Raw genomic sequence first — 21,058 nt, forward strand, 5'->3', positions numbered from 1 at the left:
TCAGTCGTCGTCCTCGCCAGGTCTTCTCATAGTGACCGCGAAGACCGCGTAGTAATCCACGCCGGGCATCGGTGCGGTGACGGTCAGGATCCAGCGCACATTGCCATGCTGGTGTTCGAAAATCGGCGGTCCCACCGACGGCAGCGCATCGGCCGGGATGGCAAAGGTGAAAGGAATGCCGGCGCTCGATTGCACCGAACCGCGCGGCACGACGATTTTTTCCTGCCATTTGAGCTCGTCCTTGTAGGTGGATTTGGTCCCTGCCGTCGCATTCGCGATCGGCCCGCCGACGCGGTAGGTGCGGATGCATCGGAGCAGCACGGAGTAGTCGCCGTCGGGCGCCAGGTCGCGGCTCGAGCGGATCAACCCTTCGAAGCGCGTTCCCGGGTTGGCGGGGCCGGCAAGCAGCGTCGTGGCGCCGAATTTGCGGACGCGCAGCGTGTCGCGGATCGCTTTCAGCAACGCGTAAAGGCCGATGACGGCGAACACGACCGGGACGAAGACGAGCGGATTGAACTCGCGGTCGTTAACATTGAAGTTGAGCGGCAGCTCGAAATACCAAGGGAGCAGGACCGCGATCAGGCCCATGGCGCCGGCAAAGAAATAGCCGCTGGAGGCGTTGGCCGCATTGGCGTCGGCCACCGGGACTGGCGGCTCCGCCATGGTCGGCGTATCGGGCTGTTTGGTCATTGCCACCCCCATGAAACGACCGGACTGCCATTTAATGCCACGCAGGGTGGCGGCGTGACAATGGCTGCCGCCGGCTTGTGGTCGGCAAAAGCCGGCTGTACGCTTGGCTCGCAAATAAGCGTCTTGGCAGGAGGAAGCCATGTCTGTCGCCCGCGTCACCGAGATCACCTCGTCATCCAAGAAAAGCTTTCAGGACGCCATCGAGAAGGGAATTGCGCGCGCCTCGAAGACTTTGAAAAACGTCGAAGGCGCCTGGATCCAGGACCAGAAGATCGTCGTCGAGGACGGCAAGATCGCCGCCTACCGCGTCAACATGAAGGTCACGTTCATCCTCGCCGAATGAGCGCTTAGCGCTTAAAAAAGTCGGGAACTTTCGCCTGCGCCCCTCATTGTCGGTCCTACGACTACTACAAGGTCATGCCCTACTGGCATTGACCGGCTGACCGACCGCCAGCCGGAATCGAAAAGGCCCCCGGCAAACCGGGGGCCTTTCTTCTGGGCGGGGGCTCTACTCAGCCGCCCGGAGGGTTGATAGCTGCATGGCGCCCTGCGGCGACTGCTGACTGTCGCACGACGTCAGGAACGCCGCCGCGATCAGGAACAAACTCACGATACCGCTCAACTGGGACATGGCGAAACTCCTCCTGTTTCGCCCCGCGCAGGTGCGAGCTTAGACCACAAACCAGCCTGCCGTGCATGACTTATGATGACAGCGATTTGCGCTTCGTGAATCGGTCGAGCAAACGTGACGGCAATATTTGCGAGTGCCCGATTGCGTTTTGCAGCACTTTGGCTAAGAGGGGCGCGACGCTTTCAATCGATCAATCGGGGACATCGCAATGACCGCCATCATCGACATTGTCGGGCGTGAAATCCTGGATAGCCGTGGCAATCCGACCGTCGAGGTCGACGTGGTGCTCGAAGACGGCTCGATGGGCCGTGCAGCTGTACCGTCAGGCGCCTCCACCGGCGCCCATGAAGCCGTTGAACTTCGCGACGGCGGCGCCCGCTACCTCGGCAAGGGCGTGCTTGGGGCCGTCGAGGCCGTGAATGGCGAGCTGTTCGAGGCGATCGGCGGCATGGAAGCCGAAAACCAGATCCATATCGACCAGACGATGATCGAGCTCGACGGCACGCCCAACAAGAGCCGGCTCGGCGCCAACGCCATTCTCGGTGTGTCGCTGGCGGTGGCCAAGGCGGCCGCGGGCGCCTCCGGACTGCCGCTCTATCGCTATGTCGGCGGCGCCAAGGCGCATATCCTGCCGGTGCCGATGATGAACATCATCAATGGCGGCGCGCATGCCGACAACCCGATCGATTTCCAGGAATTCATGATCATGCCGATCGGCGCGCCGACGCTGCGCGAGGGTGTGCGCTGGGGCTCGGAGATCTTCCACACGCTGCGCAAGAAGCTGAAGGACGCCGGCCACAACACCAATGTCGGTGACGAGGGCGGCTTCGCTCCCAATCTGAAGAGCGCGCCGGTGGCGCTCGATTTCATCATGGAATCGATCGAGAAGGCCGGCTTCAAGCCGGGCGAGGACATCGCGCTCGGCCTCGACTGCGCTGCGACCGAGTTCTTCAAGGACGGCAATTACGTCTATGAAGGCGAGAAGAAGAGCCGCGATCCGAAGGCGCAGGCCAAGTACCTGGCCAAGCTTGCCGCCGACTATCCGATCATCTCGATCGAGGACGGCCTGGCCGAGGACGACTGGGAAGGCTGGAAGTACCTGACCGACCTGATCGGCAAGAAGACGCAGCTGGTCGGCGACGATCTGTTTGTCACCAACACGGCGCGGCTGCGCGACGGCATCCGCATGGGTGTCGCCAATTCGATTCTGGTCAAGGTCAACCAGATCGGCTCGCTGACCGAGACGCTCGACGCCGTCGAGACCGCGCACAAGGCCGGCTACACCGCCGTCATGTCGCACCGCTCGGGCGAAACCGAGGATTCGACCATCGCCGATCTCGCCGTCGCCACCAATTGCGGGCAGATCAAGACCGGTTCGCTGTCGCGCTCCGACCGCATGGCCAAATACAACCAGCTCATCCGCATCGAGGAAGAACTCGGCAAGCAGGCGCGCTATGCCGGCAAGTCGGTTGTGAAAAGCTGATCCGCGAAAATTTCAGGAATGACGAGGGCGGGAACATTCCCGCCCTTTTTCGTTTCGGGCACGCCAAATCCGGTCGTCCGTAACCGTCCATTAAGCACAATCGGGCGAGATGGGGCGGCAGAGGATGGGATCATGTGGACACGTCAGCACAAGCAGAGAAACACCGGCCGGCTGATCATCCCCTCGCTTTGCGTGGCGTTCCTCGCCTATTTCGGCTTCCATGCCTATCATGGCGAGTTCGGCATCTACTCCAAATATCAGCTGGAAGCACAGACCGTCGAACTGCAGGGCAAGCTGGATGCCATCAAGGCGCGCCGGGTCGATCTGGAGCGGCGCGTGCAGCTGATGCATGAGGGCACGCTTGAGAAGGACATGCTTGACGAGCAGGCGCGCAAGGCGCTCAATCTGTCCCAGGCCGACGAAATCACCATCATGTTGCCGGCTTCTTCCAAATAACTCGATTTCAGTTAATCGTGTTTATTTTCAATGATTTTAATCTCTTAGACGCATGACAGCCATGCATTTTTCTGCATGGCGAAACACTTTCCCGCGTGTTAGCCTCACTCAAATCGGTGGGGAGAGCTGATCTCCCCCGGAGCAGATTTCATCTTGCTCCAGTGTCCACAAAGAGACGCCAACAGGGAGTGATGCATGGCCACCGCCGCCAGAAAAGCGCCTGCCAAATCGACAAAAATTTCGGGGCTTTCCGCCCCCAAGCCAGCTGATTTCAGCAAGGACGAGGAGCTTGCCGCCTACCGGCACATGCTGCTCATCCGCCGCTTCGAGGAAAAGGCCGGCCAGCTCTACGGCATGGGCTTCATCGGCGGCTTCTGCCACCTCTATATCGGCCAGGAAGCGGTCGTCACCGGCATGAAGATGGCGCTAATCGACGGCGATCAGATGATCACCGCCTATCGCGACCACGGCCACATGCTGGCGATGGAGCTTTCGCCGCGCGGCGTCATGGCCGAGCTGACCGGGCGCCGTGGCGGCCTGTCGCGCGGCAAGGGCGGCTCCATGCACATGTTCTCCAAGGAGAAGCATTTTTACGGCGGCCACGGCATTGTCGGCGCGCAGGTGTCGCTCGGCACGGGCCTGGCATTCGCCAACCGCTACCGCGACAACAACAATGTGTCGCTGACCTATTTCGGCGATGGCGCGGCCAATCAGGGCCAGGTCTATGAAAGCTTCAACATGGCCTCGCTGTGGAAGCTGCCGGTGATCTACATCATCGAGAACAACCGCTACGCCATGGGCACTTCGGTGTCGCGCTCGTCGGCCGAAACCAATTTTTCGCATCGCGGCGCCTCGTTCAAGATTCCCGGCATTCAGGTCGACGGCATGGACGTGCGTGCGGTCAAAGCCGCCGGCGATCAGGCGACCGAATGGTGCCGCGCCGGCAATGGACCGATCATCCTCGAGATGCAGACCTATCGCTATCGCGGCCACTCGATGTCGGATCCGGCCAAATACCGCTCCAAGGAAGAAGTGCAGAAGATGCGCTCCGACCATGACCCGATCGAACAGGTCAAGGCGCGCCTGATCGCCAAGAAGTGGGCCGACGAGGACCAGCTCAAGACCATCGACAAGGAGGTCCGCGACATCGTCGCCGACGCCGCCGAATTTGCCCAGAACGACGCAGAGCCGGATCCGTCCGAGCTCTGGACGGACATCGTATTGTAACGGGAGGGCAAGGACATGCCGATCGAAATTCTCATGCCCGCTCTCTCGCCGACCATGGAAGAGGGCAATCTTTCCAAGTGGTTGAAGAACGAAGGCGACAAGGTCGTCGCCGGCGACGTGATCGCCGAGATCGAGACCGACAAGGCGACGATGGAAGTCGAAGCCGTCGACGAAGGCACGCTGGCCAAGATCGTGGTTCCCGCCGGCACCGAAGGCGTCAAGGTCAATGCAGTCATCGCCGTGCTTGCGGTTGAAGGCGAAGACGTCGACAAGGCTGGCGAAGGCATCGGCGAAGAGCCCGCCAAAGCTGAAGCAGCGCCTGCGCCGGCGCCCGCTGCAGCCAAAAGCGAGGTTGCGGCACCTGTCGCCGCAGCGCCGAGGACGGAAATCGCCGCCGATCCGGATATCCCTGCCGGCACCGAAATGGTCTCGACCACGGTGCGCGAGGCGCTACGTGACGCCATGGCCGAGGAAATGCGCCGCGACGGCGACGTCTTCGTCATGGGCGAGGAGGTTGCCGAATACCAGGGCGCCTACAAGATCACCCAAGGCCTGCTGCAGGAATTCGGACCACGGCGCGTCGTCGATACGCCAATCACCGAGCACGGCTTTGCCGGCGTCGGCGTTGGTGCTGCGATGGCAGGTCTCCGGCCGATCGTCGAGTTCATGACTTTCAACTTCGCCATGCAGGCGATCGACCAGATTATCAACTCGGCCGCCAAGACGCTTTACATGTCGGGCGGCCAGATGGGCGCGCCGATCGTCTTCCGTGGACCGAACGGTGCGGCTGCCCGCGTCGCCGCCCAGCATTCGCAGTGCTACGCAGCCTGGTACAGCCATATTCCTGGCCTGAAGGTGGTGATGCCCTACACGGCGGCTGACGCCAAGGGCTTGCTGAAGGCCGCGATCCGCGACCCCAACCCGGTCATCTTCCTCGAGAACGAAATCCTCTACGGCCAGTCCTTCGACGTGCCGAAGCTGGACGATTTCGTGCTGCCGATCGGCAAGGCGCGCATCCACAAGACTGGCAAGGACGTCACAATCGTCTCGTTCGGGATCGGCATGACCTATGCGGTCAAGGCGGAAGCCGAATTGCGCGCCATGGGCATCGACGTCGAGATCATCGATCTCAGGACCATCCGTCCGCTCGACCTCGACACGATCATCGCCTCGGTCAAGAAGACCAACCGCCTGGTGGTGGTGGAAGAAGGCTATCCGCAGAGCTCGGTCGGCGACCACATCGCCAACCAGGTGTCGCAGCGCGCCTTCGATTTCCTCGATGCGCCGGTGATCACCATCGCCGGCAAGGACGTGCCGATGCCTTATGCGGCAAACCTCGAAAAGCTGGCCTTGCCCAATATTGGCGAGGTCGTCGAGGCCGTCAAAGCCGTTACCTATCGCTGAGCCGGTCGGGAGGACAAAAAGATGCCGATCAACATCACCATGCCGGCCCTGTCGCCCACGATGGAGGAAGGCAATCTTTCCAAGTGGTTGGTCAAGGAAGGCGACAAGGTTTCGCCAGGCGACGTGATCGCCGAGATCGAGACCGACAAGGCGACGATGGAAGTCGAAGCCGTCGATGAAGGCACGGTTGCCAAGCTCGTCGTCCCCGCCGGCACCGAAGGCGTCAAGGTCAATGCGCTGATCGCCATTCTTGCCGGCGAAGGCGAGGACGCCGGTGCCGCGGCAAAGGGCGGTGGCAGTGCCGCGCCCAAGGCTGAGGCGCCGAAAGCCGATGCGCCCAAGGCTGAAGCATCGAAGCCGGAAGCTGCGGCGGCGGCTGCGCCGGCGAAGGCGGCTCCGGCCGCCAATGGTCATGCAAGCGGCGAGCGCTCCTTCGCCTCGCCACTGGCCCGTCGCATCGCCAAGGACGCCGGCGTCGATGTGTCTGCCGTGACGGGCACCGGCCCGCACGGTCGCGTCGTCAAGGCCGATGTCGAGGCGGCAATTGCCGGTGGTGGTGCCAAGGCGGCGCCGGCTGCGAAAGCAGCACCTGCTGGTGCACCAGCGCCTGCTGCTGCGGCACCTGCGGCCAAGGCGATGTCGGACGAACAGGTGCTGAAACTGTTTGCCGAAGGCTCCTACGACCTCGTCCCGCACGACAATATGCGCAAGACGATCGCGCGGCGTCTGGTCGAGGCCAAGAGCACCATTCCGCATTTCTACCTGACGCTTGATTGCGAGCTCGACGCGCTTCTGGCGCTGCGCACGCAACTCAATGCCGCGGCCCCGGTGAAGAAGACCGAGAAGGGCGAGGTGCCCGCCTACAAGCTGTCGGTCAACGACATGGTGATCAAGGCGATGGCGCTGGCGCTGAAGGCGGTGCCGGATGCCAATGCGTCCTGGACCGACAGCGCCATGGTCAAGCACAAGCATGCCGATGTCGGCGTTGCCGTGTCGATCCCGGGCGGACTGATCACGCCGATCATCCGGCATGCGGACGAAAAGACGCTGTCGGTCATTTCCAATGAGATGAAGGACCTGGCCAGCCGCGCCCGCAGCCGCAAACTGAAGCCTGAGGAATATCAGGGCGGCACGACGGCGGTGTCCAATCTCGGCATGTTCGGCATCAAGGACTTTGCCGCCGTCATCAACCCGCCGCATGCGACGATCCTGGCGGTGGGTGCCGGCGAGCAGCGCCCCGTGGTCAAGAACGGCGAGATCAAGGTCGCCACCGTGATGTCGGTGACGCTGTCGACCGATCACCGCGCCGTCGATGGCGCGCTCGGCGCCGAACTTCTGGTCGCCTTCAAGCGCCTGATCGAAAACCCAATGGGCATGCTGGTCTAGGAAGGAAAAGGGCGGTGCGGAAATTCGTCACCAGCCTTTTTGCCCTGATCCTTTCCGGCCTGGCCGGCGGGCTGGTGGCTCAGGAGCTGGCCGTGATCACCAATGCGCAGGAAGAATACATCCTCGTCTTCATGGCTTCGGTGTTGGTGACCTGCATCGTCAGCTTTGTCTTCTTCGTGGCGCAGTTCATGACCGATCCGGTGGCGGCCGTGGCACGGACGGGCAAGTGGTCGCTGATCGTCTTTGCGGTATTGATTGCCCTGCTGGTCGCCTTGATCCTGTACGCCGACAGCAGTGCTGCGGTGGTGAACAAGGATATTCCGATGGTTGCCGGCCTTGGCCTGCCGGGTCTGGTGACAATCGTGGTGCAATGGCTGTTCGTACGCTGGCGGGTAAAGCGCGGACTGATGAAGGCGGAGGCAAGCGCATGAAAACCATCCTCTGCTACGGCGATTCGCTGACCTGGGGCTATGACGCGGCGAGCCTCGGCCGCCATGCGCTGGAAGATCGCTGGCCGAGCGTGTTGCAGGCTGCGTTGGGCGGCGAAGTCGAAGTTATCGCCGAAGGCCTGAACGGCCGCACCACGGCGTTCGACGATCTTCTGGCGGGGGCCGACCGCAACGGCGCAAGGGTGCTGCCGACTATCCTGACGACGCATGCGCCGCTCGACCTGATCGTCATCATGCTCGGCGCCAACGACATGAAGCCGTGGATCCACGGCAATCCGCTGGCGGCCAAGCAAGGCATCCAGCGGCTGATCGACATCGTGCGCGGCCATGACTATCCGTTCGGCTGGGCCGCGCCACCGATCCTCATCGTCGCGCCGCCCGCGGTCAGCCGCACCGATAATGCCGAATTCAGGGAAATGTTTGCCGGCGGCGACGAAGCGTCAAAGCGGCTGGCGCCGCAATATTCCGCGCTTGCCGACGAGGCCGGCTGCGGCTTCTTCGATGCCGGTACGGTGGCCGTGACCACGCCCCTCGACGGCGTGCATCTCGACGCAGAAAACACGCGGAACATCGGCAACGCGCTGGCGCCGCTTTTGCGCGTGATGCTGGAACTCTAGGCAAAGAAAATCAGGGAGAAAACCCGTGGCTGAATCCTACGACGTCATCATCATCGGCTCCGGTCCCGGCGGCTATGTCACGGCGGTGCGTTCCGCGCAGCTCGGCTTCAAGACGGCGATCGTCGAGCGTGAGCATCTCGGCGGCATCTGCCTCAACTGGGGTTGTATTCCGACCAAGGCGCTGCTGCGCTCGGCCGAGATCATGCACTATTCGGATCATCTGAAGGACTATGGGCTGAAGCTCGACGGCAAGGTCAGCGTCGACACCGCTGCCGTGGTCGACCGCTCGCGCAAGGTTTCGCTGCGGCTGAATGGCGGTGTTTCCTTCCTGATGAAGAAGAACAAGGTCGACGTCATCTGGGGTGAGGCCAAGTTGTCCAAGCCCGGTGAAATCATCGTCTCCCAGACGGCCAAGAAGCCGATGGAGCCGCAGCCGCCGGTGCCGAAGGGCGTCAAGGGCGAGGGCACCTACACCGCCAAGCATATCATCCTGGCAACAGGCGCCCGTCCGCGCGCGTTGCCCGGCATCGAGCCGGACGGCAAACTTATCTGGACCTACTTTGAGGCGATGGTGCCGAAGGAGATGCCGAAATCGCTGCTGGTCATGGGCTCCGGCGCCATCGGCATCGAGTTCGCCTCGTTCTACCGCACCATGGGCGCCGAGGTGACTGTGGTCGAATTGCTGCCGGCGGTGATGCCGGTCGAGGACGCCGAGGTCTCGAAATTTGCGCAGAAGCAGTTCGAGAAGCAAGGCATGAAGATCATCCTCGAAGCCAAGGTAACCAAGGTCGAGAAATCAGCCAATTCGGTCACCGCGCATGTCGAGATGAAGGACGGTAAGGTCGAGAAGATCACCGCCGACCGCATGATCTCGGCCGTTGGCGTGCAAGGCAATATCGAGGGCCTTGGGCTGGAAACGCTCGGCGTGAAGACCGATCGCGGCTGCGTCGTCGTCGACGGCTATGGCAAGACCAATGTGCCCGGCATCTACGCCATCGGCGATGTCGCCGGACCGCCGATGCTTGCCCACAAGGCCGAGCATGAGGGCGTGATCTGCGTCGAAAAGATCGCCAATGTCCCCGGCGTGCACGCCATCGACAAGCTGAAGATTCCCGGCTGCACCTACTGCAACCCGCAGGTCGCCTCCGTCGGCCTGACCGAAGCCAAGGCGAAGGCCGAAGGCAAGGACATCCGCGTCGGCCGCTTCCAGTTCGCCGCCAACGGCAAGGCGATCGCGCTCGGCGAGGACCAGGGTTTCATCAAGACCATTTTTGACAAGAAAACCGGCCAGCTGCTCGGCGCGCATATGGTCGGCGCCGAAGTGACCGAGCTGATCCAGGGTTTTGTCGTGGCGATGAACCTCGAAACCACCGAGGAAGAGCTGATGCACACGATCTTCCCGCATCCGACGCTGTCGGAGATGATGAAGGAGAGTGTGCTGGATGCCTATGGCCGCGCGCTCAACGCATGATAAATTGGTGCCGCGAGAGTCAGACGCCGGAGCCAAGGGAACCTAAAGGCAAGGTAGTTCGTTTCCGGATGCATTTTCACCTGTCACCAGAGGAGAGAGCATATGGACGTGAATGGCGTGGGCTGGGTCGCAGCCATCATCATCGGAGGGCTGGCGGGGTGGTTCGCCGAGATGTTCATGAAGAGCAACACCGGCATCCTGATGAACATCGTTCTCGGCATTGTCGGGGCGATCGTGCTCAATGCCATCCTGCAGGCGCTGCATTTCGGCCCCTTCGGTGTCGGCTGGTTCGCTTTCCTGATCACAGGCTTCATCGGCGCCTGCCTACTGATCGCGGTCGGACGCATGGTGCGCCGTTAGTCCGCACCAACACCTGCTATGCGAAAAGGGCTGTGGCGGCATGCGCCGCCACGGCCTTTTTCTTTGTGCCGAAAAGCCTTAGATGACTTGTGAAAAGCGAAAGCCGGCAAGGCGATCGCGAACGAACCGGGTTCAAGATGGTCACTGTTCTCGACACGATCGCCAACGCGCCGCGCCTGCGGCACCCTGAAAAGGCGCACAAGCCCGATCAGGACGTGCTGCGCAAGCCCGACTGGATCCGCGTCAAGGCGCCGATGTCGAAGGGTTATGCCGAGACACGCGAAATCGTGAAGTCGCACAAGCTGGTCACGGTCTGCGAAGAGGCGGGTTGCCCCAACATCGGCGAGTGCTGGGAGAAGAAGCACGCCACCTTCATGATCATGGGCGAGATTTGCACTCGCGCCTGCGCCTTCTGCAATGTCGCCACCGGCATCCCGACCGCGCTTGATGCCGACGAGCCGGCGCGTGTCGCGCACGCGGTCAAGCAGATGGGTCTGACCCATGTCGTCATCACCTCCGTCGACCGCGACGATCTGGCCGACGGCGGTGCGCAGCATTTCGCCGAGGTTATTCGCGCCATCCGCGCAGCGACGCCTTTGACGACCATCGAAATCCTGACGCCCGACTTCCTGCGCAAGGAAGGCGCGCTGGAGATCGTGGTGGCGGCCAAGCCCGACGTGTTCAACCACAATCTCGAAACCGTGCCGTCGAACTATCTGACGGTGCGTCCGGGCGCGCGCTACTTCCATTCGATCCGGTTGTTGCAGCGGGTCAAGGAGCTCGACCCGTCGATCTTCACCAAGTCCGGTATCATGGTTGGGCTCGGCGAAGAGCGGAACGAGATCCTGCAGCTGATGGACGATCTGCGTTCGGCCAATGTCGACTTCTTGACCATTGGCCAGTATCTGCAGCCGTCGAAGAAGCACCATCCGGTCATCCGCTTCGTGACGCCGGAGGAGTTCAAGTCCTTCGAGACGATCGGCCGAACCAAGGGTTTCCTGCTGGTGGCGTCGAGCCCGCTGACGCGCTCTTCGCATCATGCCGGCGACGATTTCGCCAGGCTGCGCGCGGCGCGTGAAGCGCTGCTCAAGAAATCAGCCTAACACGCTGGTTTCATGCCGAAATTTGAAGCCACTCGCCGCGTTTCCCACACGCCGGAGCAGATGTTCGTGCTGGTCGCGGACGTCGAGACCTATCCCCAATTTCTGCCGCTTTGCGAAGCTCTGACGGTTCGTTCGCGCAAGGAGCGCGACGGGCGTACCATTCTCGTCGCCGACATGACCATCGGCTACAAGGCGATCCGCGAGACGTTTACGACGCAGGTGCTGTTGAAGCCCGACGAGAACGCCATCGACGTCAAATACATCGACGGCCCGTTCAAATATCTAAGCAATGTCTGGCGCTTCGAGCCGGCCGCTGACGGCTGTAACGTGCGCTTCTTCATCGACTACGAGTTCAAGAGCCGCATTCTGGGGGCGGTGATGGGAACGATGTTCGATCGCGCCTTTCGTATGTTCGCCGAGGCTTTCGAGAAGCGCGCCGACGTCATCTATGGAAGGCCCGCCTAATTTGCGCCCAGCGCTCGCAACCCGAGTTGCAGCGCATGCCTTACTGTCTCGTGGCGGATGAATTCGCGACCCTTGTGGCCAAACAGCTGACGCTCGGCGACAACCGGCTGGCCGGCGAGCGCCAGGCCGAACCAGACAAGACCGACCGGCTTGTCGGCCGAGCCGCCGCTTGGGCCGGCAATGCCGGTAACGGCCAGAGAAAGGCTCGCGCGCGAATGCTCCAGCGCGCCGGCCGCCATCTCCAGCACCGTTTCGCGCGAGACGGCACCATGAACGTCGAGCGTGGCGGCGGATACGCCGAGCATCTCCATCTTGGCCTCGTTGGAATAGGTGATGAAACCGCGATCGACGACCGCGGACGAGCCGGCGATGTCGGTCAACGCTGCGATGATCAGGCCGCCGGTGCAGCTTTCGGCCGTCGCCAGCATGATGCCGCGTTGTTGGCACGCCAGGAGCACGGCGTTTGCGAGTTCGGCGTTGCTCATGCGGGGACCTCGCCCGGAAACACCACGCTGGCAGTGGCAATCGCGGCTATGCCTTCCTCGCGGCCGACAAAACCGAGCTTTTCGTTGGTTGTCGCCTTGATCGAGATGCGGTCGCTGGAAATTCCCAGCATTTCAGAAAGCGCTTTTGTCATGGCATCGCGGTGCGGGCCGATGCGCGGCGCCTCGCAAATCAGCGTGATGTCGGCGTTGGCTATGCGCCCGCCGCGCGCGCGCACCAGCTTTGCCGCGTGCTCCACGAAGATTTTTGAGGCCGCGCCCTTCCATTGCGGGTCGGAGGGCGGGAAATGCGTGCCGATATCGCCCGCGCCACAGGTGGCGAGCAGCGCGTCGGTCAAGGCATGCAGTCCGACATCGGCATCTGAGTGGCCGGACAGTTTCTGGCCGTGCGGAATGGCAACACCGCAGAGCGTGACATGGTCGCCGGGTTCGAAGGCATGGACGTCATAGCCATTGCCGGTGCGGATGTCGGGAAAACGCGGCCGTTCGCTGTAAAGCCGCTGATCCGCCATCGCAATATCCCTTGCCCAGGTCAGTTTGACATTTTCCGGTGATCCCGGAACGATTTTTACCGGAATATGCGCCCATTCGGCGATCGCGGCGTCGTCGGTGAAATCCGTCTTGCCCAGATGATGGGCCTTTTCGTGCGCGGCCAGGATGGGCCAGAACGGAAAACCCTGCGGCGTCTGCGCGGCATGAAGACCATTTCTGGAAACCGTCTCTTCGATCATGCCGGCGGCCGACTCGCGCTTCAGCGTGTCGGCGACGGGCAGGGCGGGCAGGGCGCCCTGGCGCTCGCCGATCGCCTCGATCGTGCGGTCTATCAAGGCGGCATCGACGAAGGGACGCACGGCGTCATGAACGAGAACCCGGCTCGGCGCATGTTCCCTCAGGGCAAGCAGGCCGAGCCGAACCGAGGCCTGCCTTGATTCTCCGCCGATGACGGCTGTGACCCGGTCGGCATTTGCGCCGGCGGCGCGGCGGAAAAGCGCGCGGTCGTCGGCGTGGATGGCGACCACGACCGAGCCGGTTCTCGGGTGCGAGAGAAATGTATCCAGCGTGCGCGCAATGACGGCGCTGCCGCCGATGCTTTGGTACTGCTTTGGTCCATCGGCCTGGCCGGCTCGCGCGCCGCGGCCGGCGGCGACGATGACCACGCCAACTTTGTCGTCTCCCAACGCCTGGTTTTCGCTTGCATCTGTCATGTCGAGACGCTTAGTCGTGGCCAAGGCCGAAGGCCAGCATTTTCCCAAATGCGCCTTAATGTGGCGTCATTCCGCGTTGCACATTGCCGCAGTTCTGGCTAGAGAATGTGCAGCAATTGAACATGCTTGGTTTTTGTGCATGCCTGATGTGACCAAATTGGCTTCGCCACTGGACGTGGGCGGTGTGAGAATCCGCAATCGCGTCTTTCTTGCGCCGATGTCGGGCATCACCGACGAACCCTTCCGGCAGCGCGCCTATGCGCATGGCGCAGGCCTCGTCGTCTCCGAAATGGTGGCCAGTGGTGAGCTTGCCAAGGGCAGGGCGGGCTGCGACTTGCGCATCCGTCACTCCGGTCTGCCGGTTCACATGGTCCAGCTTGCCGGCCGCGAGGCCGCGCATATGGCTGAAGGCGCGCGAATCGCTGCCGGCGAGGGCGCCGACATTGTCGACATCAACATGGGCTGCCCCGCCAAGAAGGTGACGGGCGGCTATGCCGGTTCGGCGCTGATGCGCGATCTCGACCACGCTCTGTCGCTGATCGAGGCCGTGGTTGGCGCCGTCGAGGTCCCGGTCACGGTCAAGATGCGGCTCGGCTGGGACGAAAGCGCGCTCAACGCGCCAATGCTGGCGCGCCGGGCCGAACAGGCCGGTGTCAGGATGGTGACGGTGCATGGCCGCACGCGCTGCCAGTTCTATCAAGGCAAGGCCGACTGGCGCGCCATCGCCCGCATCAAGGACGCTGTGTCGATCCCGGTCGTCGCCAATGGCGATGTCGGCTCGCCGGCAGAGGCCGCCGATATCCTCGACCAGTCGGGCGCCGATGCAGTGATGATCGGCCGCGCTCACTATGGCGCGCCATGGACGGCCGGCAGCATCGCGGCGGCGGCAGCGGGCAATCCAGCCTCCGGCATCCCGGAAAGCCCGGCAGCCATGGCCGACTACATCATCTCGCACTATGAGAACATGCTGACCCTCTATGGCGTCGAGAGCGGCCTGCGTCAGGCACGCAAGCATCTCGGCTGGTATCTCGACCGCCACGCCGCCGGCGTTGCCGACGACCGGCGAAAGGCGATCCTCACCTCGTTCGAACCCGCACGTGTCATCGCTGAGCTGCGCGATGTGTTTTCAAGCGCTGCCGACGCGGTGAAGCTGCGGAGCGCGGCATGAACGCCACTGTGCCACAGGGTGCCGACAAGGCGAACGCCGCCCATATCGTGCTCAACACCATCCGCCGGCCGGTGATCATGGTCGACGCGGAAGGCTTCATCACCTACGCCAATGCCGATGCCGAAGACTTCTTTCGCTCGAGCGCGACCATGCTGGCTCGCAATACGCTGCCCAAGCTCATTCCTTTCGGCAGTCCGCTGCTGACGCTTGTCGACCAGGTGCGTGAGCGCTTAGCGCCGGTCAACGAATACCGGGTGGACGTGTCATCGCCACGGCTTGGCATCGAAAAGGTCGTCGACCTCTACGTTGCGCCGGTGCCGGAATTCCCGGGCTCGGTCGTGGTGATGTTCCAGGAACGGTCGATGGCCGACAAGATCGACCGGCAAATGACGCATCGCGGCGCGGCGCGCTCGGTCACCGGCCTTGCCGCCATGCTTGCGCACGAGATCAAGAACCCGCTGTCGGGCATACGCGGTGCTGCCCAGCTGCTCGAACTCTCGGCTTCCGACGAAGATCGCGCGCTGACCCGGCTGATTACCGACGAGACTGACCGCATCGTCTCGCTGGTCGACCGCATGGAGGTGTTTTCCGACGAGCGGCCGATCGACCGCTACCCCGTCAACATCCATGTCGTGCTCGACCATGTGAAGGCGATCGCCAAGAACGGTTTTGCCAAGCGAATCAAGATATTGGAGGATTATGATCCATCATTGCCTCCGGTGTTCGCCAATCGCGACCAGCTGATCCAGGTGTTCCTCAACCTGGTCAAAAACGCCGCCGAGGCGATCGGCAGCGACCCGCAAGGCGAGATCATCCTGTCGACCGCTTTCCGGCCAGGCATCCGCGTTTCCGTGCCGGGGACGCAGGATCGCGTCTCGCTGCCGCTGGAATTCTGCGTGCGCGACAATGGTTCGGGTGTTTCGGAAGACATCCTGCCGATCCTGTTCGACCCGTTCATAACCACCAAGCCGAATGGTTCGGGCCTCGGCCTGGCGCTGGTGGCGAAAATCGTCGGCGAGCATGGCGGCATCATCGAATGCGATTCGACGCCGCGCGGAACCACCTTCCGCATCCTGATGCCGGCCTGGAAAGAAACACCCTACGACGCTGCCGATGATGAAGGCGAAGGAGACCGCAAATGACGGTTCGCGGCAATATTCTCGTCGCCGACGACGATGCAGCCATCCGCACCGTGCTCAATCAGGCGCTGTCGCGCGTCGGCCATGAGGTGCGCGTGACCTCCAACGCCTCGACGCTGTGGCGCTGGGTGGCGGCGGGCGAGGGCGATCTGGTGATCACCGACGTGGTGATGCCCGACGAGAACGCCTTCGACATGCTGCCGCGCATCAAGAAGGCACGGCCGGAACTGCCGGTTATCGTCATGAGTGCCCAAAACACCTTTATGACCGCGATTCGCGCCTCCGAAACCGGCGCTTACGAGTATCTGCCGAAGCCGTTCGACCTGACCGAGCTGCTCAACATCGTCAACCGGGCGCTGTCCGAGCCGAAGCGGCCGAAGATTGACACGGGACCGGCCGAGCAGCTGGAAACGATGCCGCTGGTCGGCCGCTCGGCGGCCATGCAGGACATCTACCGCATGCTGGCGCGCATGATGCAGACCGACCTGACGGTGATGATCTCAGGCGAGTCGGGCACCGGCAAGGAACTCGTCGCCCGGGCGTTGCACGAATATGGCCGCCGCCGTGGCGGCCCGTTCGTGGCCATCAACATGGCGGCGATCCCACGCGACCTGATCGAATCGGAACTGTTCGGCCACGAGAAGGGCGCCTTCACCGGCGCACAGAACCGTTCCACCGGCCGTTTCGAACAGGCTGAAGGCGGCACGCTGTTCCTCGACGAGATCGGCGATATGCCGATGGAAGCGCAGACGCGGCTGCTGCGCGTGCTGCAGCAGGGCGAATACACCACGGTCGGCGGACGCACGCCGATCAAGACGGATGTGCGCATTGTCGCGGCCACCAACAAGGACCTGCGAACGCTGATCAACCAGGGGCTGTTTCGCGAGGATCTTTTCTACCGCCTGAACGTCGTGCCGCTGAGGCTGCCGGCGCTGCGCGAGCGGTCCGAGGATGTTCCCGATCTGGTTCGCCACTTCTTCAAGCTTGGCGCCCTGGAAGGCCTGCAGACCAAGCGCATTTCCTCTGGCGGCATCGAGTTGATGAAGCGCTACCCGTGGCCTGGCAATGTGCGCGAACTGGAAAACCTGGTTCGCCGGCTTGCCGCGCTCTACTCCCAGGACGAGATTTCGGCCGAGATCATCGAAGCCGAACTGAAGACCGGCGAGCGGCCGGTGGTTCCTGGCGGCGGCAACCTCATCCCGGACGACCTGTCCATCGGCCAGGCGGTGGAGCATTTCCTGCAGCGCTATTTTACGTCATTCGCCGGCGAATTGCCGCCTGCCGGTCTCTACCAGCGCATTCTTTCCGAGGTTGAATATCCGCTGGTGCTGGCCTCGATGACGGCAACGCGAGGCAATCAGATCAAGGCCGCGGAACTGCTGGGCCTGAACCGCAACACGCTGCGCAAGAAGATCCGCGAACTCGGCGTCAACGTCTACAAGTCGTCGCGGCAGGTGTAGGGCAGGCTCTTTTCCGGGGATCGAGCGCCGAAAGATTTCCGTCTCGGCCACACTTGTTGCATAATCGCCACAATGCGTTGCATACATCCGACGCAATCAATGGCTCCAGACGGCGACATGGCTCTGCAGGCTCCGACACTGAACGAACCGCTTTTCAGCGAACCCGGCGCGAGGGATGGGCGCCGGTTGCTTGCGCTGCCCGGCGTGGTTGCGATTGTCGGTGCGCTGATTACGGCCGCGATCTCGTTTGCCATTCTCGTCGGCGCCACACCGATCACACCGGACGAGAAGACGACGCTGGCGCTTATTGCGCTCAATGCCACCTTCGTCCTGTTCCTGATTGCGCTGGTCGGCCGCGAGGTGCATCGCATCGCTATGGCGCGCCGGCACGGCAAGGCGGCGTCGCGGCTGCATGTGCGCATCGTGGCGATGTTTGCGCTGGTCGCCGCCATCCCCGCCATCATGGTGGCCATCATCGCCTCGATCACGCTCGACATCGGCCTCGACCGCTGGTTCGAGATTCGCACCAAGACGATCGTTAATTCGTCGCTGTCGATCGCCGATGCCTATGTGCAGGAAAACGCCCGCAACCTGCAGGGCACGACATTGTCGATGGCTTATGACCTCGATGCGTCGCGCTCACTCTACGGCCTCGATCGCACCGGCTTTCTCGACCTGATGAACAAGGAAGCCGTAGGACGGACGCTGGCCCATGCCGCGCTGATCAAGCCCGACGGCTCGTTCGTCATGAGCGCCAAGACCGACACCGATTTTGCCATGCCCGAGCCGCCGGAAGGCGCCGTGGCCAGTGCGGCCGATGGCAAGCCGGTGCTGATCGAGCCGAAGACGCGCAACATCATGGGCGCCATCGTCAAGTTGCGCGAGATCGAAGGGCTCTATCTCTACACCATTCGCCTCGTCGATCCCGAAGTCATCAAGGCGCGGCAGATCGTTCAGTCCAACACCGCCGAATATCGCGGCCTGGAAGAAAATCGCCGGACGTCGCAGGTGGCGTTTGCGCTTCCCTATCTGTCCCTGACGCTGATCATCATCCTGTCCGCCATCTGGACCGGCATTGCGGTCGCCGACCGCCTGGTGCGGCCGATCCGCCAGCTCATCGGTGCTGCCGACGAGGTCGCCACTGGCAATCTCGACGTCGCCGTGCCGGTTCGACCCTCCGACGGCGATGTCGCATCGCTTGGCGACACGTTCAACAAGATGCTGCTGGAGCTGAAATCGCAGCGCAATGAGATCCTGTCGGCCAAGGACCTGATCGACGAGCGCCGGCGTTTTTCGGAAGCGGTGCTTGCCGGCGTCACCGCCGGCGTCATCGGCGTCGATCCATACGGCATCGTTACCATCGTCAACAAATCGGCCGAGACGATGCTGGCCATATCGGCGACGGCCGCGCTCGGGCAGAACCTTTCCGCCGTGCTGCCCCATGTCGGCCGTGTCTTCGAAATCGGCCGCAAGTCGGGCAAGCCGGTCTATCGCGAGCAGGTGACCTTCTATCGCGCCGGCGCCGAGCGGACCTTCAACGTGCAGATCACCATCGAGGCGGGTGACGACGGTTCGGAAGAAAAATCCTACGTGGTGACGGTCGACGACATCACCGACCTGGTCCAGGCGCAGCGTTCGTCGGCCTGGGCCGACGTGGCGCGGCGCATCGCTCACGAGATCAAGAACCCGCTGACGCCGATCCAGCTTTCGGCCGAGCGCATCAAACGCCGCTTCGGCAAGGTCATCACCGAGGACCGCGAGATTTTCGATCAGTGCACCGACACGATCATCCGGCAGGTCGAGGATATCGGCCGCATGGTCGACGAGTTCTCGGCTTTCGCCCGCATGCCGAAGCCTGAAATGAAGGCCATCGACTTGCGCGAATCGTTGCGCGAGGCTTCGTTCCTGGTCGAAGTGAGCCGTGCCGACATCGCTTTCGAACGCGTGTTCGGTAACGAGCCACTGAAGGGCACTTTCGACAGCCGGCTGATGGCACAGGCTTTCGGCAACGTCATCAAGAACGCCGCCGAGGCCATTGACGGACTTGATCAAAAAGACCGCCCGCACGGCATAATCCGGATTCAAGCCGGGCGCCAGAATGGGGCAATCCGAATCGATGTGATCGACAATGGCAAAGGTTTGCCGCGCGAGAATCGCCAACGGCTGCTCGAGCCCTATATGACGACACGCGAGAAGGGCACCGGGCTCGGTCTGGCAATCGTCAAGAAGATCGTGGAGGACCATGGCGGACGGCTGGAACTGCATGACGCACCAAAGGATTTCCACGAAGGGCGCGGCGCGATGATCAGCATCATTCTGCCGCCTGCCGCCGCCACTCCTGCCGCGCCGTCGCGCGGCGAAGGCAGGACGGAACACGAAAGAGAAACTGAAAAGGTCGGTAATGGCGTCTGATATTCTCATCGTCGATGACGAGGAAGACATCCGTGAACTCGTCGCGGGCATTCTGAGCGACGAAGGTCATGAAACCCGCACGGCATTCGATGCCGACAGCGCGCTGGCGGCGATCGCTGACCGGGCGCCACGGTTGATTTTCCTCGACATCTGGCTGCAGGGGTCGCGTCTCGACGGCCTGGCGTTGCTTGACGAGATCAAGACCATGCATCCGACCTTGCCGGTGGTGATGATCTCCGGCCACGGCAACATCGAAACGGCGGTCTCCGCCATTCGCCGCGGCGCCTATGATTTCATCGAGAAGCCGTTCAAGGCCGACAGGCTGATCCTGATTGCCGAGCGGGCGCTCGAAACCTCCAAATTGAAACGCGAGGTTTCCGATCTCAAGCAGCGCAGCGGCGAAACCTTCGACCTGATCGGCATGTCGTCGGCGATGAGCCAGCTGCGCCAGACCATCGAGCGCGTCGCGCCGACCAACAGCCGCGTCATGATCATCGGCCCCTCCGGTTCGGGCAAGGAACTGGCCGCGCGCGCTATCCACACGTTGTCGGCGCGCAAGGGCGCACCGTTCGTGACGGTGAGTGCTGCCAACATCACGCCCGAGCGCATGGAAATCGAACTCTTCGGCACTGAATCCAACGGTGTCGAACGCAAGGTCGGGGCGCTGGAAGAGGCGCATCGCGGTATCCTCTATATCGACGAAGTGGCCGACATGCCGCGCGAGACGCAGAACAAGATCCTGCGCGTGCTGGTCGAGCAGCAATTCGAGCGGGTAGGGGGCACCAAGCGGGTCAAGGTCGATGTCCGCATCATTTCGTCGACTTCGCAGAACCTGGAGGCGATGATCGCCGACGGTCGTTTCCGCGAGGATCTCTATCATCGGCTAGCGGTGGTTCCGGTCATGGTGCCGGGGCTGGCAGAGCGGCGCGAGGACATCCCCTATCTGGTCGACAATTTCATGAAGCAGATTGCGCGTCAGGCCGGCATCCGGCCGCGTCGCATCGGCGACGACGCACTCGCCGTGCTGCAGGCGCACAACTGGCCCGGCAACGTCCGGCAGTTGCGCAACAATGTCGAGCGGCTGATGATCCTGGCGCGCGGCGACGATGTCGATGCGCCGATCACCGCCGACCTTTTGCCGGCCGAGATCGGCGATGTCATGCCGCGCACGCCAAACCAGTCGGATCAACACATCATGGCGTTGCCGCTGCGCGAGGCGCGCGAACAGTTCGAGAAGGACTATCTGATCGCCCAGATCAACCGTTTTGGCGGCAACATCTCGAAGACCGCCGAGTTCATCGGCATGGAGCGTTCCGCACTTCACCGCAAGCTGAAGTCGCTGGGTGTCTAAGCGACCCAGCTCGCCGTGGCCCACGCAATTGTCGGTTACGGCAGCGGCGGAATCGCCTAAGACAGCCGAGACTTTTCT

21 protein-coding genes are annotated in these 21,058 nt (G+C 62.6%); 17 read left to right on the forward strand and 4 right to left on the reverse strand.

Annotated features, from left to right (window positions below; all coding sequences use genetic code 11):
* Positions 1 to 690, reverse strand: coding sequence for a hypothetical protein (locus tag AC1DX6_RS15240; protein ID WP_477314625.1), 690 nt, complete (start codon positions 688 to 690; stop codon positions 1 to 3).
* A 139-nt stretch (positions 691 to 829) separates the two neighbouring features.
* Between AC1DX6_RS15240 and AC1DX6_RS15245 the strand changes: the two genes are divergently transcribed.
* Positions 830 to 1,033 (forward strand): dodecin family protein, encoded by a 204-nt coding sequence (locus tag AC1DX6_RS15245; RefSeq protein ID WP_027045027.1) that lies wholly within the window; start codon positions 830 to 832, stop codon positions 1,031 to 1,033.
* A 165-nt stretch (positions 1,034 to 1,198) separates the two neighbouring features.
* On the opposite strand, the gene AC1DX6_RS15250 is transcribed toward AC1DX6_RS15245, so the two are convergent.
* Positions 1,199 to 1,321 carry a hypothetical protein gene (locus AC1DX6_RS15250; protein WP_477314627.1) on the reverse strand — a complete coding sequence of 41 codons (123 nt, stop codon included), beginning with the start codon at positions 1,319 to 1,321 and terminating at the stop codon, positions 1,199 to 1,201.
* Positions 1,322 to 1,529: 208 nt separating this feature from the next.
* Between AC1DX6_RS15250 and eno the strand changes: the two genes are divergently transcribed.
* The 11 genes from eno to AC1DX6_RS15305 all read left to right on the forward strand — a co-directional run bounded on the left by eno (position 1,530) and on the right by AC1DX6_RS15305 (position 11,742).
* The gene (eno, locus tag AC1DX6_RS15255) at positions 1,530 to 2,804 is read left to right on the forward strand and encodes a phosphopyruvate hydratase (RefSeq protein WP_477314629.1); all 1,275 of its coding nucleotides are present in this window, start codon (positions 1,530 to 1,532) and stop codon (positions 2,802 to 2,804) included.
* A 132-nt stretch (positions 2,805 to 2,936) separates the two neighbouring features.
* Entirely contained in the window at positions 2,937 to 3,260 is a 324-nt protein-coding gene (locus AC1DX6_RS15260) for an FtsB family cell division protein (RefSeq protein ID WP_477246744.1), read from the forward strand.
* A 195-nt stretch (positions 3,261 to 3,455) separates the two neighbouring features.
* Positions 3,456 to 4,487, forward strand: coding sequence for a pyruvate dehydrogenase (acetyl-transferring) E1 component subunit alpha (pdhA, locus tag AC1DX6_RS15265; protein WP_477314630.1), 1,032 nt, complete (start codon positions 3,456 to 3,458; stop codon positions 4,485 to 4,487).
* Positions 4,488 to 4,502: 15 nt separating this feature from the next.
* Positions 4,503 to 5,891 (forward strand): pyruvate dehydrogenase complex E1 component subunit beta, encoded by a 1,389-nt coding sequence (locus AC1DX6_RS15270; protein WP_477314632.1) that lies wholly within the window; start codon positions 4,503 to 4,505, stop codon positions 5,889 to 5,891.
* Positions 5,892 to 5,912: 21 nt separating this feature from the next.
* Positions 5,913 to 7,277 carry a pyruvate dehydrogenase complex dihydrolipoamide acetyltransferase gene (locus AC1DX6_RS15275; protein ID WP_477314634.1) on the forward strand — a complete coding sequence of 455 codons (1,365 nt, stop codon included), beginning with the start codon at positions 5,913 to 5,915 and terminating at the stop codon, positions 7,275 to 7,277.
* A 14-nt stretch (positions 7,278 to 7,291) separates the two neighbouring features.
* Entirely contained in the window at positions 7,292 to 7,708 is a 417-nt protein-coding gene (locus AC1DX6_RS15280; RefSeq protein WP_477314636.1) for a hypothetical protein, read from the forward strand.
* The gene (locus tag AC1DX6_RS15285; protein WP_477314638.1) at positions 7,705 to 8,343 is read left to right on the forward strand and encodes an SGNH/GDSL hydrolase family protein; all 639 of its coding nucleotides are present in this window, start codon (positions 7,705 to 7,707) and stop codon (positions 8,341 to 8,343) included. Before AC1DX6_RS15280 ends, AC1DX6_RS15285 begins: the two co-directional genes overlap by 4 nt.
* 25 nt (positions 8,344 to 8,368) lie before the next feature.
* On the forward strand, positions 8,369 to 9,814 hold the full coding sequence (lpdA, locus tag AC1DX6_RS15290) for a dihydrolipoyl dehydrogenase (RefSeq protein ID WP_477314640.1): 1,446 nt from the start codon (positions 8,369 to 8,371) through the stop codon (positions 9,812 to 9,814).
* Between the two features lie 102 nt (positions 9,815 to 9,916).
* Positions 9,917 to 10,174 (forward strand): GlsB/YeaQ/YmgE family stress response membrane protein, encoded by a 258-nt coding sequence (locus tag AC1DX6_RS15295; RefSeq protein WP_477246759.1) that lies wholly within the window; start codon positions 9,917 to 9,919, stop codon positions 10,172 to 10,174.
* Positions 10,175 to 10,311: 137 nt separating this feature from the next.
* On the forward strand, positions 10,312 to 11,277 hold the full coding sequence (lipA, locus tag AC1DX6_RS15300) for a lipoyl synthase (RefSeq protein ID WP_477315113.1): 966 nt from the start codon (positions 10,312 to 10,314) through the stop codon (positions 11,275 to 11,277).
* 12 nt (positions 11,278 to 11,289) lie between these two features.
* On the forward strand, positions 11,290 to 11,742 hold the full coding sequence (locus tag AC1DX6_RS15305; RefSeq protein WP_477314642.1) for a type II toxin-antitoxin system RatA family toxin: 453 nt from the start codon (positions 11,290 to 11,292) through the stop codon (positions 11,740 to 11,742).
* Here the strand turns inward: AC1DX6_RS15305 and AC1DX6_RS15310 are convergent.
* Positions 11,739 to 12,227: a CinA family protein gene (locus AC1DX6_RS15310; protein WP_477314644.1), complete on the reverse strand. Its 489-nt coding sequence runs from the start codon at positions 12,225 to 12,227 to the stop codon at positions 11,739 to 11,741. The two genes, AC1DX6_RS15305 and AC1DX6_RS15310, sit on opposite strands and share 4 nt — an antisense overlap.
* Positions 12,224 to 13,450 carry a bifunctional 2-C-methyl-D-erythritol 4-phosphate cytidylyltransferase/2-C-methyl-D-erythritol 2,4-cyclodiphosphate synthase gene (locus AC1DX6_RS15315; RefSeq protein ID WP_477314646.1) on the reverse strand — a complete coding sequence of 409 codons (1,227 nt, stop codon included), beginning with the start codon at positions 13,448 to 13,450 and terminating at the stop codon, positions 12,224 to 12,226. Before AC1DX6_RS15315 ends, AC1DX6_RS15310 begins: the two co-directional genes overlap by 4 nt.
* 139 nt (positions 13,451 to 13,589) lie before the next feature.
* Between AC1DX6_RS15315 and dusB the strand changes: the two genes are divergently transcribed.
* From dusB to ntrX, 5 genes are all read left to right on the forward strand, one after another.
* On the forward strand, positions 13,590 to 14,618 hold the full coding sequence (dusB, locus tag AC1DX6_RS15320) for a tRNA dihydrouridine synthase DusB (protein ID WP_477314648.1): 1,029 nt from the start codon (positions 13,590 to 13,592) through the stop codon (positions 14,616 to 14,618).
* Positions 14,615 to 15,760, forward strand: a complete 1,146-nt coding sequence (locus tag AC1DX6_RS15325; protein ID WP_477314650.1) for a two-component system sensor histidine kinase NtrB — start codon at positions 14,615 to 14,617, stop codon at positions 15,758 to 15,760. Before dusB ends, AC1DX6_RS15325 begins: the two co-directional genes overlap by 4 nt.
* Positions 15,757 to 17,217 carry a nitrogen regulation protein NR(I) gene (gene ntrC, locus AC1DX6_RS15330; protein WP_477314652.1) on the forward strand — a complete coding sequence of 487 codons (1,461 nt, stop codon included), beginning with the start codon at positions 15,757 to 15,759 and terminating at the stop codon, positions 17,215 to 17,217. Before AC1DX6_RS15325 ends, ntrC begins: the two co-directional genes overlap by 4 nt.
* 117 nt (positions 17,218 to 17,334) lie before the next feature.
* Positions 17,335 to 19,629 carry a sensor histidine kinase NtrY-like gene (locus tag AC1DX6_RS15335; RefSeq protein ID WP_477314654.1) on the forward strand — a complete coding sequence of 765 codons (2,295 nt, stop codon included), beginning with the start codon at positions 17,335 to 17,337 and terminating at the stop codon, positions 19,627 to 19,629.
* Positions 19,619 to 20,980: a nitrogen assimilation response regulator NtrX gene (gene ntrX / locus AC1DX6_RS15340; protein ID WP_477314656.1), complete on the forward strand. Its 1,362-nt coding sequence runs from the start codon at positions 19,619 to 19,621 to the stop codon at positions 20,978 to 20,980. The genes AC1DX6_RS15335 and ntrX overlap by 11 nt, the downstream gene beginning before the upstream one ends.
* Positions 20,981 to 21,058: the final 78 nt, after the last annotated feature.

This window comes from Mesorhizobium sp. P2_C4, from assembly GCF_056404575.1.